A 15,232-nucleotide genomic window follows, 5' to 3' on the forward strand; every position below is an offset into this window, starting at 1 on the left:
CCCCGTTGACGCGCTTTCGAACACACTGGTTGAAAATTTCAGTTGCCCCCAATTCGGGAAGTCCTGGCCTGGGGGTGACGCGTGGAGTCAATCCCTCCCGCACTCGCAATAGTGCCACCACGTACTTGACGGACGAGGCTCGCCTCTTGCTTACTGTGCGGCCTTCACGGACGTCTCTGACTTCTGTCGAGAAAATTAATTTAATGTCCAACTACCTCGCCTGGTCCTGGAGGTAGCCGGGCATGCGTATGTCTTTGTACCGCTTGGGGCGACCCTCGCGGCCATGAGCTTCTTTTTCTTCATAAGCCCTTGTCGCAGCCGTCGCACTACAACCAGTGAGGAGAATCCAGATGACTAACAAAGCTCTGCTCGCGGCCATCACCGCCACCTGCGCCGCTGTGACGGCTCATGCCGACCCGCTCCCCATCCCCATCATCTTCTCGGGGTACATGCGCGCCGGAACTGGCATCAACGTTCGTGGTGGCACGCAAGTGTGCGCCGGTCTGCCCGGGGCCGACACCAAATGGCGTCTGGGCAACGAGTGTGACTACGTGATCGAGCCGAGCCTCAATGCCAAGCTCGTCTCGTCCGGGGAAACTGCCTGGCATGTGCACTTCATGCCCGGAATCTACCGCGCGTGGGGCGGCCGGGAGTTTCAGACCTACAGCTCGCCGGGTGGCGCGGCCATTCCTGACAGCGGCACGGACGAGCTCGTGGCCCGCTTTGGTCAGGTCTATGCGTATGGCACCAACATCGCGGCGCTCGGCAATGGCAAGGTCTGGGTGGGCCGGCGCTTCTACAACCGTCTTCAGACTGGCATCAACGACCAGTTCCTGGAGATCAACGATGGCGATGGCGCGGGCATCGAAGACATGAACGTGGTCATCGGCAAGCTCAGCGTGGCCGCCATGCTGAACCCGCGCGGGGGTGCCAACAACAACCGCATCAGCGTGCCCGTGCGCCTGACCGGCATCAAGGACCTGCCCAGTGGCGAACTTGCCATGTACGTCACTCCGTCCGTGCAACTCAGGAGTGATGACCAGGTGTCTTCTAATAAGCCGGCCGCGGAGGCCAGTGGGCTGGCCGTTGGTGTCTACCAGACCTTGAACGGCCTCCTGTTGGGTGGCAACACGCTGCTCGGCGTGAAGATGGATTGGAACGGCCCCACGCGGAACAGCCGCGTCGTGCTTCAGCAGTCCGCCTTCGTGGCGGGAACGAGCATTGAGGGAATTGCCGAGTACCGCATCAACAAGGCCGCTGGCAATGCCGGCAACAAGTGGTTTGGCATTGGCGTTCGCTCCGACACGCATATTGCCGGTCCCTTCCGCCTGCTGGCCGAGGCTGGCCATGACGTGGTCAAGCCGGATAACGGTGGGCACACCCGCAACATGACCAAGCTCACCCTGGCCACGGCGGTGTCCGCGGGCGATCAGGCCAGCTCCCGTCCGACCATCCGCCTGTTCGTCACGCATGCCATCTGGGACGAGGCGGCTCGTCAGAGCTTTGACCCGACGTCGCGTCTGCGTCAGGTCTTTGGCGACCAGAAGGCGGGCACGTCGGTGGGCCTCCAGGCTGAAGCCTGGTGGTGAGGTGAGTCGGTTCGGACGCGGCGCGTGTATTCACTCGGCCGCGTCCCCTCATTCGCTGATCACGTCATGCCGCAATCAGAATAGAGGGGATGGGGTTTGGGTGCCGGTGTACTGCTGGAAGGGGCCGGTGATGACGAGGGTGAGGCCGTCGCTCTGCATGTTGACGAAGAGCGCGCGGCCGTCCGGGGAGAGGCACACGCCGGCGAACTCGCCCCGAGTCATGGCGTTGCGCGCGAGGTTCTTCACCTGCCCGGACGGGGTGAGGATGCGCAGGAACTCTTCGGGCCAGCGCGGGTCACTTCCGTCCTCGGCCATCACCACGTCGCCCCAGGGGGCCACGCAGAGGTTGTCCGGCATGTCGAGCAGGCTCCGGTCCTCCGACTGCGCGAGCAGTCGCAGCGTGCCGCCCTGACTCCCTGAGGGTGTGTAGCGCCAGACTTGTCCGCCCGAGGCGGGGCCTCCGGTGGTGGCGCAGAAGAAGACGGAGCCGTCGTGGAAGAAGATGCCCTCGCCCCGGCGGAAGAGGGCCGCACCGCGCTCGGCGCCCTGGGCTCGGAGTGAGTCGTCCTCGGCCTCGGGCTGGGGCAGGTCCACCCAGTCCGCCACGAAGGTGTCGCCCGGCTGGACGCCCGCGTTCATGTCCCGCCGGGGCTCGGCCTCGATGCGCAGCGCCTGCAGCCGGCCTCGCGTCTGCGGCCCGAGCCGCTCGCCCGGGTTCTCTGGGACGAAGCGGTAGAAGCAGCTGTCGTCGCGATCTTCCGTGAGGTACGTGATGAAGCTCGTGGGGTCCACCACGGCGGCCTCGTGGTTCATCCTGCCGAGCGCGGGGATGCGCACCTCGTCCCGCACCTCGGTGGCCGCCGGGTCGCACAGGAAGACGTAGCCGTGGCCGTCCTTGAGGGTCTCCTCGCAGGTGAGCCAGCCCCACGGAGAGCTCCCTCCGGCGCAGTTGCGCGCGGAGCCCGCGAGCACGAGGTTGCTGGAGACGCGGGTGAAGGTGGTGGCATCCACCACCACGCGCGTCACTCCGCCTGGGCTGCCGGACTCGGGCCGGTACGCCTGGGCCGGCACAGCCTGTCCCGGGAAGTACGGGCTCATGTCCTCCTGGCCCGCCTCCAGCTCGTGGTTGCGCATCAGCACGAGGGTGTTGCTGCCCTCGGGTCCCGCGAAGCAGCCCATGCCGTCCTGCTGCCCCGGGACCCGGTACCCATCGCTCATCCGCTCGCCTCGACGTTCGAGAATGCGGTAGCGGAAGCCCTCGGGCAGATCGAGGATGCCGTCGGGATCCGGCCGCAGCCCGGCATCGTTCTCGGGACGGGCGCAGCGGCCCAGGAGGAAGGGCAGCGCGAGCGCCGTACCCGCTTTCAGGAAGGCACGGCGGTGGAGGGTGGGGCGGCGCGTGTGACTCATGACGCGCAGAAGAGCGGAGCCAACCGGGAGCGTCGAGCGGCGAGCAAGCGAGCGCCTTCCCCCTGTAAGGAGTGGCGGGTGCGCGCACTTCATGCTCGCCCGCACCCCTCGAACAATAGTATTTGAGGCTCAAACCATTTCAGCTTCGTCAAGGAGAACGCGACATGCGCAATCGGCTGCTGACTTCTCTCTGTGTCTTCTCGCTCGCCACGGGGTGCGTCACCCAGGGCAAGTACGACACGGCCATGCAGAGGGCCCAAACGCTCGACGAGCAGCTGAAGGGGGAGCAGGGCGCTCGTGCGGCGGCCGAGGAGAAGGTGCGCCAGCTGGAGGAGCAGGTGAAGACCCTGGAGCAGGAGAAGGAGGCGCTGGCGACGCGTCTCAACACCTCCGAGGCGCGGCTGACCACGAGCGCCGCCGAGCGCCGGGGCCTGGAGCAGAAGATTGCCGAGCTCACCGCGCTCAATGAGGAGCTGGCCAGCTCCAAGCGCAAGCTCACCGAGGCCAAGGAGGCGCTGGAGAAGAAGAGCGCCGAGTACGAGAGCCTCGCCCAGAGCCTGAAGACGGAGATCTCCGAAGGGAAGATCGAGCTGTCGGAGCTCCGGGGCCGGATGACGGTGAACCTGAAGGACAAGATCCTCTTCGCCTCGGGCTCGGCGCGCGTGGGCAAGGAGGGGGATGCGGCGCTGAAGAAGATCGCCGAGGCGCTCAAGGGTGTGAAGGGGAAGATCATCCGGGTGGAGGGGCACACGGATGACGTGCCCACGGATCCCAAGGGCCCGTTCCCCTCGAACTGGGAGCTGAGCCTGGCGCGGGCCATGGCGGTGGTGCGGTCGCTGCAGGACGCGGGCGTGGACCCCACGGTGCTGTCTGCCGCGGGCTACGGTCCGTACCAGCCGATCGCGCCCAACGACTCGCCGGATAACCGCAGCCTCAACCGCCGCATCGAGATCGTCCTGGCCCCCGGGACAACGACGACGACGGCGAGCAGCCGTTAAGAAGTGCGTGCAGGGCATTCCGGGCCACCTGTTAGGGTGGCCGGATGCGAAAGCTCCTTCTTGGCGTGTTGTGCATGACGGTGGTGGGTTGCGCCACCACCCCTTCTTCCACCTCCACCTCCAGCGGCGCCCCCGCAGCGTCCGCGAAGCCCGAGGTGGAGATTCCCGCATCCACCGATGAGTTGAAGGCCGAGCTCGACAAGGCGCGCGCGAGCAAGGATTGGGTGCGCCTCCAGGCGCTCTCCCGTGAGCTTGCTCGGCGCGAGCCGGACAACGCGGATGTGCTGGTCCACGCGGGGATGGCGAGCGTCAAGCTGGGCCAGATGGAGGAGGGCATCGCGGAGCTGGAGAAGAGCGTGGCGGTGAAGGACAACGCCGTCGTCCGCTACATCCTGGCGGGCGTGCTCACTGGCGTGGATCAGCCTCAGCGGGCGGTGGAGCACCTGGAGCGCGCGGTGGAGCTGGACGGGGACTCGGTCCAGTACTGGTACGACCTGGCGATGCTGCGGGCGATGGTGGGCAAGCTCGACGGGGCCTTCGCGGCGGCCGAGCGGGTGAAGGAGCTGGCCCCCAACGCAGCGCAGACGGAGGGACTGGGGATGTTCCTGGCCCAGTGGCATGCGGCGATACGGATGCCGCAGGAGGCCGCGGCCCACAACGAGCAGGGCGCGAGGCTGGCGACCGAGGGCCGTATGGATGAGGCCCTCGCCGAGTTCGAGGCCGCGGTGAAGGTGGCCCCGGACTACGCGGATGCGCGTTACAACCTCGCCCAGCTGCTGACGAAGAAGGGGGACACGCAGCGAGCCGAGCAGGAGTACCGGAAGGCCATTCCGGGCTTCCACGAGCGCGAGAAGGTGCTGCGCGCGGATGCGCAGAACAACCTGGCGTTCCTGCTGGTGGAGCGGGGCGTCAAGGGCGAGGAGCCCGTCACCCTGGCGCGCGCCGCCATCGAGACGCGGGGCGAGCGGCCGAGCTACCTGGACACGCTCGCGCGGGCCTGTGACGCCAAGGGGGACAAGGCGTGCGCGGTGGACGCGTTCCGGAAGCTGCTCGCGTCCAGTGAGACGCTGCCGTTCGACGTGAGGACCCACGCCGAGCAGCGGCTCAAGACGCTGGCTCCCTAAGGGGCGCGCTACGCCTGGGGCAGGGCGCAGGTACCGAGGTCGCGCAGCACCTTCTTGGCCTCGGCGATGAGCGACTGGCCGCGCACCTCGGCGCCCAGCTTCACCACCAGCTTCATGTCCGGGGTGAGTCGGTAGACGCCCTTGGACTTCTGCACCAGGGTCGCCACCTTCATTCCGTCCAGCAGCGCATCCGCTCCGAGCGTCACCACCACCCGGCCCGGACCTGCCTCCAGCGCGCGCAGCCGCAGGTCCCTCATGTCGATCTTCAGCAGCGTCTGCTCCGAGAGGTTGTCCACCTCGTCCGGTGCCTCGCCGTAGCGGTCCACCAGCTCGGAGCGCAGGTCCTGGACCTCGTCCGGATTGCTGGCCTGGCTGAAGCGCTTGTAGAACACCAGCCGCTGGTGCACGTCCGGCACGTAGTCGTCTGGGATGAGCGCGGGAATCGGCATGGTGATTTCGGGCTCGATCTGCGTCCTTGGCGGCTCGCCCCGCACCTCGGACACCGCTTCCTCCATCAGCTGCGCGTACAGGTCGAAGCCGATCGCCGCGATGGAGCCTGACTGCTCGGCACCCAGCAGGTTACCCGCGCCGCGGATCTCCAGGTCGTGGCTGGCGATGGAGAAGCCCGCGCCCAGCTCGGTAAAGCGCTGCAGCACCTCCAGGCGCCGCTGCGCGTCCTTGCTGATCGCCGTGCGCGCCGGCACCAGCAGGTACGCGTACGCGCGCTCCTTCGAGCGGCCCACGCGTCCTCTCAGCTGGTAGAGCTGCGCCAGTCCGAACGTGTCCGCCCGGTTGACGATCATTGTGTTGGCGCTCGAGATGTCGATACCGCTCTCGATGATGCTGGTGCACAACAGCACCTGGTACTTCTTCTCGGTGAAGTCCAGCATCGCCTTCTCGAGCTGCCCCTCGCCCATCTGCCCGTGTGCCACGCCGATGCTGACGTTCGGCAGCAGCCGCTTGAGCGTCTCCTCCATCGCGGGCAGCGACTCCACCCGGTTGTGCACGAAGAAGACCTGGCCGCCGCGGGCGAGCTCGCGCTCGATGGCCTCCTTGATGGTCTGCTCATCGAACTTCATCACGAAGGTGCGGATGGCGCGCCGGTCCTGCGGCGGGGTGGCGATGATGCTCATCTCCCGCACACCCGACATCGCCATGTGCAGCGTGCGCGGAATCGGCGTCGCCGACAGCGTGAGCACGTCCACCTGCGAGCGCAGCTTCTTGATCTGCTCCTTGTGCTTCACTCCGAAGCGCTGCTCCTCGTCCACCACGAGCAGCCCCAGATCCTTGAAGGCCACGTCCCCGCCCAGCAGCTTGTGCGTGCCGATGATGATGTCCACCTTGCCCTCCTTGGCGCGCTTGAGGATCTCGCGCACCTCGGGCGGCTTCTTCATCCCGGAGATGACCTCCACCGTGACGGGGTAGTCCTTGAAGCGCTTCTTGAAGGACAGGTAGTGCTGCTGCGCCAGCACCGTGGTGGGCACCAGCACCGCCACCTGCTTGCGGTCCAGCGTCGCCTTGAAGGCGGCGCGCATCGCCACCTCCGTCTTGCCATAGCCCACGTCGCCGCAGACGAGCCGGTCCATCGGCTCTCTCTTCTGCATGTCCCCGAGCACGTCCTCGATGGCCTTGGCCTGGTCCGGTGTCTCCTCGAACTCGAAGTCCGCCTCGAACTGGGCGTAGTAGCGGTCCGGTGGGCTGAAGGCGTGGCCCGGGTGCGCCCGGCGCGCCGCCGCGATGTTGAGCAGGTCCGCCGCCATCTTGAGCAGCTGCTCCTTGACCCGCTTCTTCGTCTTCTCCCAGGACGTGCCCCCCAGCTTGTCCAGCGTCACCTTGGTGGGGTCTCCACCGGTGAACTTCTGGATGAGCCGCATGCGGCCCACCGGGAGGTAGATCTTGTCCTTGCCCGCGTACTCCAGGACGAGGAAGTCCCCGGGCACGCCGTTCACCTGCATCTTCGTCAGGCCCGCATAGCGGCCCAGGCCGAAGTCGGTGTGGACGATGATGTCGCCTTCCTTCAGGTCCTTGAAGCCCGCGGCGAAGGCATCCAGGCTCTTCGAGCGCCGCACGCGTCGGCGGGCCCGCGCTCCGAAGATCTCCTCGTCCGAGAGCACGGCGATGCCGCCCGCTCCGTCCACGAAGCCGTGGCTCACCTCGCCCGTGAAGAGGTGCGCGGAGACCGAGGGCTCATAGAGCTTCGTCACGTCCGCGAGCGGCTCGGTGTGGACGCGCACCATCACGTTGCGGTCCAGCAGCAGGCGCTTGAGCCGGTCTGCCTGGCTGAGGGTGCCGCAGGCCACGGCGCAGGCAATGCGCGTGTCTCGCCAACGTTGGAGCCGCTCGACGAGCGGGGTGAGCGCGCCCTCCTCACCGTGGTGGGCGAGGATGGCCTCGCGCACGTCCTGGGTCGTGCCGAAGGGGAAGTGCACGGGCGGCGCCTCGCCCTGGGTGAGCGACAGGCCTCCCCCCTCCATCACGCGGAAGGTCGCGAGCTCCTGGTCCACCTGCTCGCGGGTGAGGAAGTGCTCCTCGGCCGGGGCGGAGAGATCCTGGCGCTCATCGGACGCCCGTGCAGAGCGCTCCACATCGTTCCAGAGCTCCTCGACGACGCGCTCGAGGCCCATGGGGTCGTCCAGGTAGAAGAGCGGCTCCGGGTGCCACAGTCGCAGGTAGTCGAAGACGGTGCCCAGTCCTCCCTCGAAGAAGCCGGGCAGCAGGCCCTCCAGGCCGAAGCCGGGCAGTCCCTCGCGGATGGCGTCCAGGCGCTCGCGCAGCTTCGAGGTGGGTAGGTTGATGCGGTCCGCTACGGCACGAGCGGCGGCCTCGGCGCGTGCGCGCGTCTGCTCGGAGAAGATGACCTCCCGCGCGGGCAGGAGGATGATCTCCTTGAGCGAGTCCACGGTGCGCTGCGTCTCCGGGTCGAAGGCGCGGATGGACTCGATGGTGTCACCAAAGAACTCGATGCGGACGGGCTTGTCGTAGAGCGGGCTGAAGACGTCGATGAGGCCGCCGCGTACGGAGAAGGTGCCCAGGTCCTCGACGAGCGGGCTGGACTGGTAGCCCATGTTGGCGAGCTTGCGCGCGAGCTCATCGCGGTCGAAGTCCTGGCCCACGCCGACGCGCTCGGACAGTTCCTTCATCACCCGGGGCTGCAGCACCTTGCGGAAGAGGCCGCGCACCGAGAGCACGAGCGCGGGGAAGCGCGTGCCCTGGGACAGGTGGAAGAGCGCCCCGAGCCGGTCCGCGACCACGTCCGCGTCCGGGGAGACCTCATCGTAGGGGAGCACCTCGTCGGCGGGCAGCCGCAGGACGTGAGGCTCGCGCGGCGTGCCCCTGCCGCCCAGGAAGAAGGCGAGATCATGGGCGAGCGCATCCGCGGACTCCTCGTCGGGGGCGATGCAGACGAGGGGCGCTTTGAGGGTGTGCGTCAGCCGAGCAAGCGCATGGCCTCGGGCGGCCCCTTGGAGACCTTGCGTGCGGACACGCTGACCGGCGCGCAGCAGCTCCAGCACTCGGGCAAAAGGGTCCCCGGTCACTGGAGGCGCGCGGAGGGCCTCCGCTTCGAACTTCTGATTGAAAGGAGTTTCCATCCGTGGGCCGCCTTGAAGGGCCCATCGGTAATTAGGAGCCGGACCCGTGTGGGTCAACGGAAGAGCGAGGGGCCCGGTTGGCGACAGTCACCCAGGACCCCTGGCCTACAACCACCTACTCACCCAACTACCCGGAAGTCCTCATCATCGTCATCATCGTCGCCTCCCTTGTCGCCTTTGTCATCGCCGCCACCCTTTCCATCTCCATCCACGAGGGAGGAGGTGGCGAGGTGGGAGCTGGCGTGGGACGTGGCTGGGAGCAGGCGGCCGAGCGAGCCAGGGAGGCTGGCGAGGACGAGCAGGGAGAGGAGGATGGGGGTGAGGGTACGCATGGGGGAATGCCTCCGGTCACAAGGGGGGACGGGCCGTTGGGAGGGATATTCACCTCACGCCCGGAAGGGGATCAGCCCTTCTTGAGCGTGCGGATGTAGGTGACGAGCGAGTCGATCTGCTCCGGGGTCAGCTTGTCCTTGTAGGCCTTCATCTTCTTGTTGCGAGGGGAGCCGTCGGCGATGACCTCGCGGATGTCCGCGTCGGTCTGCGCCTGCTGCCAGGCGGGCTGGGAGATGTCGACGATGGACTCCTTCTTCCCCATCTGGGTCTGGGCGCGGCCATCCGGTCCGTGGCAGGACTTGCACTTGGCGGTCCATAGCTCGGCGGCGGCCTCGTCGGCGGCCTGGGCAGCGGTGGCCAGGGTGAGGGAGAGCAGCAGGACGGACCGGATCTTCATGGGGGGGTTCTCCAGGTGAGGCACGACTCGGTAACGGGGTCCAGTGTCGACTGACAGGGACAGCCATGGCCAGGGAAACCGTGTGAAACGGCCTGATCAGAAGCCCAGGGTGCGGCCAGGCGGCACGAGCCAGACCTTTTCGAGGAAGCGCACCGCGCCCTGGTCCCCGGAGTGGTGCTTCACCGTCGCGGTCTGGAGCCCGAGCAGCAGCGCCAGCATCGCCAGCCCCGCGATCAGGGGCGTGGCGCCGGGCCGCTCCGTCCCGTGCAGTCCCAGCCGGACGAAGACCCAGCCGGCCAGGCCGAGCAGCAGCACCAGCAACAGCACCCCGGCCACCGGGTTGGGGATGCCGAGCAGGTTCAGCACGCTCGGGGGCAGGTAGCCCGCACGCAGCAGCGGCACGGCCAGCCCGAGGACCACGTTGGACACGTCATCGGGGACGTAGTTGACGAAGGTGGCCACGCCCGTGAATGCGATGGAGGCGGTGCACAGCGCTGCAGCCGCGCCCAGCAACGCCGGGTGGCCCGAGGTCCGCAACCGCTCCAGCAGCAGGCCCGCGGGCAGCAGCAGGAAGGGCACCAGCCCCGTCAGGTGGCGCGGGCCCGTCGTCCAGCCCCACGAGTCATACGAGAAGGCCGAGGTGAAGTACGTGTACCCGGCGAGCAGCGCCACCACGAGCCACAGGTGCGCCCTCATCTCCCTGCGCGCACGTGCCTCGTGGCGCAGCACCGCCACGCCGGGCAGTGCGAGCAGGAGGAAGGGCGACAGGGCGAACAGGCCTCGCAGCGGCGAGAAGAAGGAGAGGGCGAAGGCGCGCGGGTCCGGGTAGCGGATGCCCAGGAAGCCGCCCAGGTGCCACGGCTGGTAGGCCGCGTCGTTGAGGTGCTTGTACCCGCTCTCCAGCGGGTGTCCGAAGGCGGCCTGGTGGTAGAGCATCAGCCCCACCACGAAGGGCAGCGCCCCCACCAGGGCCAGCCCGGCGCCTTGTCCCAGGCGCACCCACCGCGCGCGCGGCGGCTCCTCGCGCCACAGCACGCTCAGCACCGCGTACAGCACCAACCCCAGCACGCCCAGCGCACCGGTGTACTCGGCGGCGACCGTGGCGCCCGCGCAGGCCCCCGCCACCAGGTAGCCCCGCTCACGCCACTCGTCGCGCGCGATCCTCCACAGCGCGTAGAAGCCACTGAACAGCAGCACCGCCGTCGTCTGGTGGCTCATGAAGAGCAACGAGTAGCTGAACGCCAGCGAGCCCAGCCCATACGTCACCGTCACCGCGTCCGCTACACCCGGCGACAGGTATGACCCCAGGAAGCGGCGCACGAGCCACAGCAGCAGCAGTGTGGGCAGCACCGTGAGGATGAGCCGGCTGAAGAAGACGAGCGGCACCTCGCGCACCGCGTAGAGGAAGCCCCCGCTCCACGCGCGCAGTACCGCGTATACAGGCACTGCCGCGAAGGACAGCAGCGGCGCCTTGGACGGGTAGTACTTCCCGTCCTTCACCGACAGGTCCCCTACGTAGCCGAAGTCCTTCAGCGCCCGGTTGATGTCCAGCGTGCCGTACTCCACCAGCGCGCGCGTCTGCCACAGCCGGCACAGCTCGTTGGGCGAGCGCAACCCAGGGTGGTAGGGGAACAGCAACACGTACAGCGCCACCAGCACCGCGTAGACCGCGCGCGGCGCTCGCGAGGCCCTCGCCTCTGGCTCTGCTGGGGCCTCCGGAACGCTCACAGCGCGTCGCTGCCGCGTTCCCCCGTGCGGATGCGCACGGCCTCGTCCACTGGCAGGACGAAGATCTTCCCGTCGCCAATCTTCCCTTCGGAGCCGGAGCGGGCCGCGCGCACGATGGCGTCCACCACGCGCGTCACCATGTCGTCGTCCACCACCACCTCCACCTTCACCTTGGGCAGGAAGTCCACCACGTACTCGGCGCCCTTGTAGAGCTCCGTGTGGCCCCTCTGTCGGCCGAACCCCTTCACCTCCACCGCGGTGAGGCCCTGCACACCCACCTCGTGCAGCGCGTCCTTCACTTCATCCAGCTTGAACGGCTTGATGATGGCTTCGATCTTCTTCACTCGACACCTCCCGTGACGCGAGCCACCGCGAAGAGGCTCATGCCTACCGGCAGCTTCACCCGACTCTCGGCCTTCGCCAACAGCGGAGCGAGCCGGTCATAGACTTTGAGCTGCAGCTTCGGCACCGAGCGGCGGCGCATCACCCGGCTGTTCATGAACCAGCCCGGGATGCCCACCAGGTTCATCCACTCCAGCTTCTCTACCTCGAAGCCGTTGCCCTCCAGCACCTGGCGCAGGCTGGCCATCGTGTAGCGCCGGTAGTGCCCCACCGCCTCGTCGATGGTCCCGAAGAGCGGAGGCAGCGCCGGCACCAGCACCACCACCCGCCCGCCTGGCGGGAGGATCTGGCGGAAGCGGCGCACCGCCGAGGCATCGTCTGGGATGTGCTCCAGCACGTTGGACAGCACGATGGTGTCCAGCCGCTCGGCCTTCAGCGCCTCCCAGTCCGCCAGCGCCACGTCCGACAGGTACGGCCGCACGTGCGGCTTGCCCCGGAACTTGTTCTTCAGCCGGTCCACGTAGAAGCGGTCCACCTCGAGCGCGATGAGCAGCTCCAGCCCTGGCTCTATCTTCTCGGTGATGGTGCCGATGCCCGCGCCGATCTCCAGCACCCGCCGGCCCAGGTACTCGCGGAAGCGCTGGCCCAGCCACGCGTTGTAGTTGCTGGCGCCGTCCATGCGCTCCAGCGTGGTGTAGCCCTCGTGCTGGTTGTCCGCGTCGTTCTGCACCGTGGCGTAGCGCATCAGCGTGCGCAGCCGCGCCAGCTGCGAGGCCAGCGGCCGGTGCGGCGCCGTGTCCACTTCCACGGGGACTTCCGCCAGCCGGAAGAGCTGCGCCGCCAGCTTCACCACAATCTCCGCATCCACCGCGTCATCGTCGCTGGTGAGCGACACCGACTTGAGCGCCTCGGTGCGGAAGGCCCGCTGGCCGCAGAGCGGATCCCGCAGTGACACGTCCGTGACGAACCGGGTGACACGCCCCAGGGCCTTGTCCGCCAGCAGCTCCGGAGCCAGTCCCTGAAATTGTCGGCTGCCGAACACTGCATCCGCGGTATCCTCGCGAATGGGACGGCACAGCGCCTCGCAGGCCTCCAGGGTGTAGGCGGTGTCCGCGTCCTGGAGCACCGTAATCTCGCCTGTCACCCGTCCGAGCGCCGCCCGGATGGCCGCTCCCCTCCCGGGTAGGCCAGGGAGCACGTGCACGTTCGGCATGGGGGGCACCTGGATTGGACCCTCCCCGGCGAGGATGACCTCAGCGCCCCGGGGGGCGAGCTCGTGGGCAAAGCGCGAGGCAACCGGAGCGGACGCCGCGGTGTAGGGGATGACGAACGAAAGCGACGGATTCACGTCGCCGTGACTACCACACGGAAGGCGCGGGTGCTCGTGTGCGTTCCCGTGGCGCGGTCGGAGAGCTTCCGGGCAAGTCCAGGAAGATTGACCCCCCCGGCCCCCCCAGTGCAGTGTGCCCCCTTCGCCACCGATTGGTCGCACCTGCGCCCCGGCATGGAGAACGACGTGGAAGAGGAGACCCCGACCGAGGCCCCCGAGGCAGAAGAGCCCACACTGGACGTGATGCAGTACGTTCGCGCGCTCTGGCGCCGCAAGTGGCTCATCCTCGGCGTCACGGCCGTGATGGTGCTGGTGGGTGTGCTCTACACCCTGCGCCAGCCCAAGATTTACGCGGCCAGCACCTCCCTCATCATTGATGTCGCCGCGCCCCGCGTGCTCGACACCGATGTGAAGGAGGTGATGGGCGATGAGCGCGGTAACTACTGGGCCAACAAGGAGTACTACCAGACGCAGAGCGAGGTCATCACCTCGCGCGCCGTCGCCTCGCGCGTGGCGGACCGGTTGGGCCTGCGCAACGACCCGGCCTTCCTCGGCGTGGAGGGCATCAAGGACGAGGCGGCGCGCAAGAAGGCCATGGAGTCCATCGATGCGGTAGCGCTGGTGCGCTCGCGCATCTCCGTCATCCCCTCGACGAACTCGCGCGTGGTGCGCATCGCCGTGGAGGACGTGGACCCCAAGCGTGCGGCGCTGCTGGCCAACGAGGTGGCCGAGGCCTACATCGCGGAGAACCTGGCCCTCAAGCTCAAGACGACCGAGGGGGCCAGCGCCTGGCTCGAGGAGCGGTTGAGCGAGCTGGGCTCTCGCGCCAGCAGCAGCGAGATGGACCTCTACAAGTTCAAGCGCAGCGCGGACGTGCTGTCCCTGGCCACGGAGGGCAAGGCGGGACAGCAGCCGAGCTCGGCGAAGCAGGCCTACGACAGCTACATGGCCGAGCTCATCACCGTGCGCACGAAGATGGCCAACATCCAGGCGAAGGTGGAGGCCATCCGCCAGCTTCGCAAGACCGCCAACCCCGAGGCGGAGCACTGGGCCGAGGGTCTCCCGGAGGCCAACGAGGGTGCCCTGCGTGACCTGCGCACCCAGGTGCTGGAGCAGCGCACCGCCTGCGTGGAGCTGTCCGAGCGCTACCTGCCGGATCATCCGAAGATGCAGGAGTGCCAGGGGAAGCTGGCCGTGATGCAGCAGGAGCTGCGGCGCAGCCTGGATAACCTGGTGCGCGGCGCGGAGACGGAGCTGGCGGCCATCCAGGCCACCGAGCGCAACCTGCTCACACGGGTGGCGGAGGCCAAGGCCGAGGCCTTCCAGATAACGGAGAAGGAGATCGCCTACGAGAAGCTCCGGCGCGAGGCGGAGAATGATCTGCGCCTGTACGAGATGGTCCTCAAGCGCTTCAAGGAGCTGGAGCTGTCGGGCCTGCTGCGCACCAGCAACGTGCGCGTGCTGGACGCGGCGCTGCCCAACCCGGTGCCGGTGCGGCCCAACACTCGCAGCGCGGTGATGCTCTTCTTCATGCTGGGCCTGCTGGGTGGTGTGGCGGTGGTGGTGGGGCTGGAGTTCCTCGACGCGAGCGTGGCCACCCGCGCGGACGTGGAGAGCCGCCTGGGGTTGCCCTTTATTGGCGCCATGCCCCCGCTGAAGGTCGAGGAGGGCTCCCCGACGGACCTGTTCATTCACCGCCACCCGCGCTCGCATGCGGCGGAGATGTGCCGGGCCATCCGCACCAACCTGCTCTTCATGTCGCCGGACAAGCCCTTCCGCACGGTGGTGGTGAGCTCGGCGGGGCCCTCCGAGGGCAAGTCCACCGTCGTCATCAACCTGGGCATGGTGATGGCGCAGACGGGCACCCGGGTGCTGCTGATGGACACGGACATGCGCCGGCCTCGCCTGCACAAGGCCTTCGGTGTCCCCGACGACGTGGGCGTCAGCTCCCTGGTGGTGGGCGAGGGCTCGCTGGAGCGCGCCATCAAGTCCACGGACGTGCCCAACCTCTTCGTGCTGCCCTGCGGGCCGATTCCGCCCAACCCCGCGGAGCTGCTCCACTCGCGCGCCTTCTCCGAGCTGCTCGGCAAGCTGCGGGAGCGCTTCGATTGTATCCTTCTGGACAGTCCGCCTCTGGGGCCTGTGTCGGATGCGCTCGTCCTCTCCAAGCAGACCGACGGCATCCTCCTGGTGCTCAAGGCGGGCGGCACCCACCGAGATCAGGCCAAGCGCGCCATCCGCGCGCTGCGCGACGTGAAGGCCCATGTCATCGGGGCACTTCTCAACGACGCAGACGGCAAGAACAGTCGGTACGACTATCAGACTTACAAATATTACGGCAGCTATGGCGCCGAGCGTGACGAGCAGCGCACCGCCAGCTAGAGAGCGCCG

11 protein-coding genes are annotated in these 15,232 nt (G+C 67.8%); 4 read left to right on the forward strand and 7 right to left on the reverse strand.

The genetic code is table 11. The annotated features are described in order from the left end of the window. Nucleotides 1–350 precede the first annotated feature (350 nt). Nucleotides 351–1,589, forward strand: coding sequence for a carbohydrate porin (locus tag F0U60_RS08690; protein WP_395816487.1), 1,239 nt, complete (start codon nt 351–353; stop codon nt 1,587–1,589). Nucleotides 1,590–1,664: 75 nt separating this feature from the next. On the opposite strand, the gene F0U60_RS08695 is transcribed toward F0U60_RS08690, so the two are convergent. Continuing rightward, nucleotides 1,665–2,999: an alkaline phosphatase PhoX gene (locus F0U60_RS08695; RefSeq protein WP_395816490.1), complete on the reverse strand. Its 1,335-nt coding sequence runs from the start codon at nt 2,997–2,999 to the stop codon at nt 1,665–1,667. A 164-nt stretch (nt 3,000–3,163) separates the two neighbouring features. Between F0U60_RS08695 and F0U60_RS08700 the strand changes: the two genes are divergently transcribed. Both F0U60_RS08700 and F0U60_RS08705 read left to right on the forward strand, forming a co-directional pair. Then, nucleotides 3,164–3,997, forward strand: coding sequence for an OmpA family protein (locus F0U60_RS08700; RefSeq protein ID WP_395816493.1), 834 nt, complete (start codon nt 3,164–3,166; stop codon nt 3,995–3,997). 44 nt (nt 3,998–4,041) lie between these two features. Further along, nucleotides 4,042–5,121 carry a tetratricopeptide repeat protein gene (locus tag F0U60_RS08705; protein ID WP_395816495.1) on the forward strand — a complete coding sequence of 360 codons (1,080 nt, stop codon included), beginning with the start codon at nt 4,042–4,044 and terminating at the stop codon, nt 5,119–5,121. A gap of 8 nt (nt 5,122–5,129) precedes the next feature. Here F0U60_RS08705 and mfd read toward each other — a convergent pair whose 3' ends face one another. From mfd to F0U60_RS08735, 6 genes are all read right to left on the reverse strand, one after another. Beyond that, on the reverse strand, nt 5,130–8,711 hold the full coding sequence (gene mfd, locus F0U60_RS08710; protein WP_395816497.1) for a transcription-repair coupling factor: 3,582 nt from the start codon (nt 8,709–8,711) through the stop codon (nt 5,130–5,132). 119 nt (nt 8,712–8,830) lie between these two features. After that, nucleotides 8,831–9,043, reverse strand: a complete 213-nt coding sequence (locus F0U60_RS08715) for a hypothetical protein (RefSeq protein ID WP_395816500.1) — start codon at nt 9,041–9,043, stop codon at nt 8,831–8,833. A 71-nt stretch (nt 9,044–9,114) separates the two neighbouring features. Further along, the gene (locus F0U60_RS08720; RefSeq protein WP_395816503.1) at nt 9,115–9,441 is read right to left on the reverse strand and encodes a c-type cytochrome; all 327 of its coding nucleotides are present in this window, start codon (nt 9,439–9,441) and stop codon (nt 9,115–9,117) included. A gap of 96 nt (nt 9,442–9,537) precedes the next feature. Continuing rightward, on the reverse strand, nt 9,538–11,169 hold the full coding sequence (locus tag F0U60_RS08725; protein WP_395816506.1) for a hypothetical protein: 1,632 nt from the start codon (nt 11,167–11,169) through the stop codon (nt 9,538–9,540). Beyond that, nucleotides 11,166–11,513, reverse strand: a complete 348-nt coding sequence (locus F0U60_RS08730) for a P-II family nitrogen regulator (RefSeq protein WP_395816509.1) — start codon at nt 11,511–11,513, stop codon at nt 11,166–11,168. The genes F0U60_RS08725 and F0U60_RS08730 overlap by 4 nt, the downstream gene beginning before the upstream one ends. Beyond that, nucleotides 11,510–12,859: a methyltransferase domain-containing protein gene (locus F0U60_RS08735; protein WP_395816512.1), complete on the reverse strand. Its 1,350-nt coding sequence runs from the start codon at nt 12,857–12,859 to the stop codon at nt 11,510–11,512. The genes F0U60_RS08730 and F0U60_RS08735 overlap by 4 nt, the downstream gene beginning before the upstream one ends. Before the next feature lie 168 nt (nt 12,860–13,027). Between F0U60_RS08735 and F0U60_RS08740 the strand changes: the two genes are divergently transcribed. After that, nucleotides 13,028–15,223 (forward strand): GumC family protein, encoded by a 2,196-nt coding sequence (locus F0U60_RS08740; RefSeq protein ID WP_395816515.1) that lies wholly within the window; start codon nt 13,028–13,030, stop codon nt 15,221–15,223. The last annotated feature ends 9 nt before the right edge of the window (nt 15,224–15,232 follow it).

Source organism: Archangium minus, from assembly GCF_044360475.1.
Lineage (GTDB): Bacteria > Myxococcota > Myxococcia > Myxococcales > Myxococcaceae > Archangium > Archangium minus.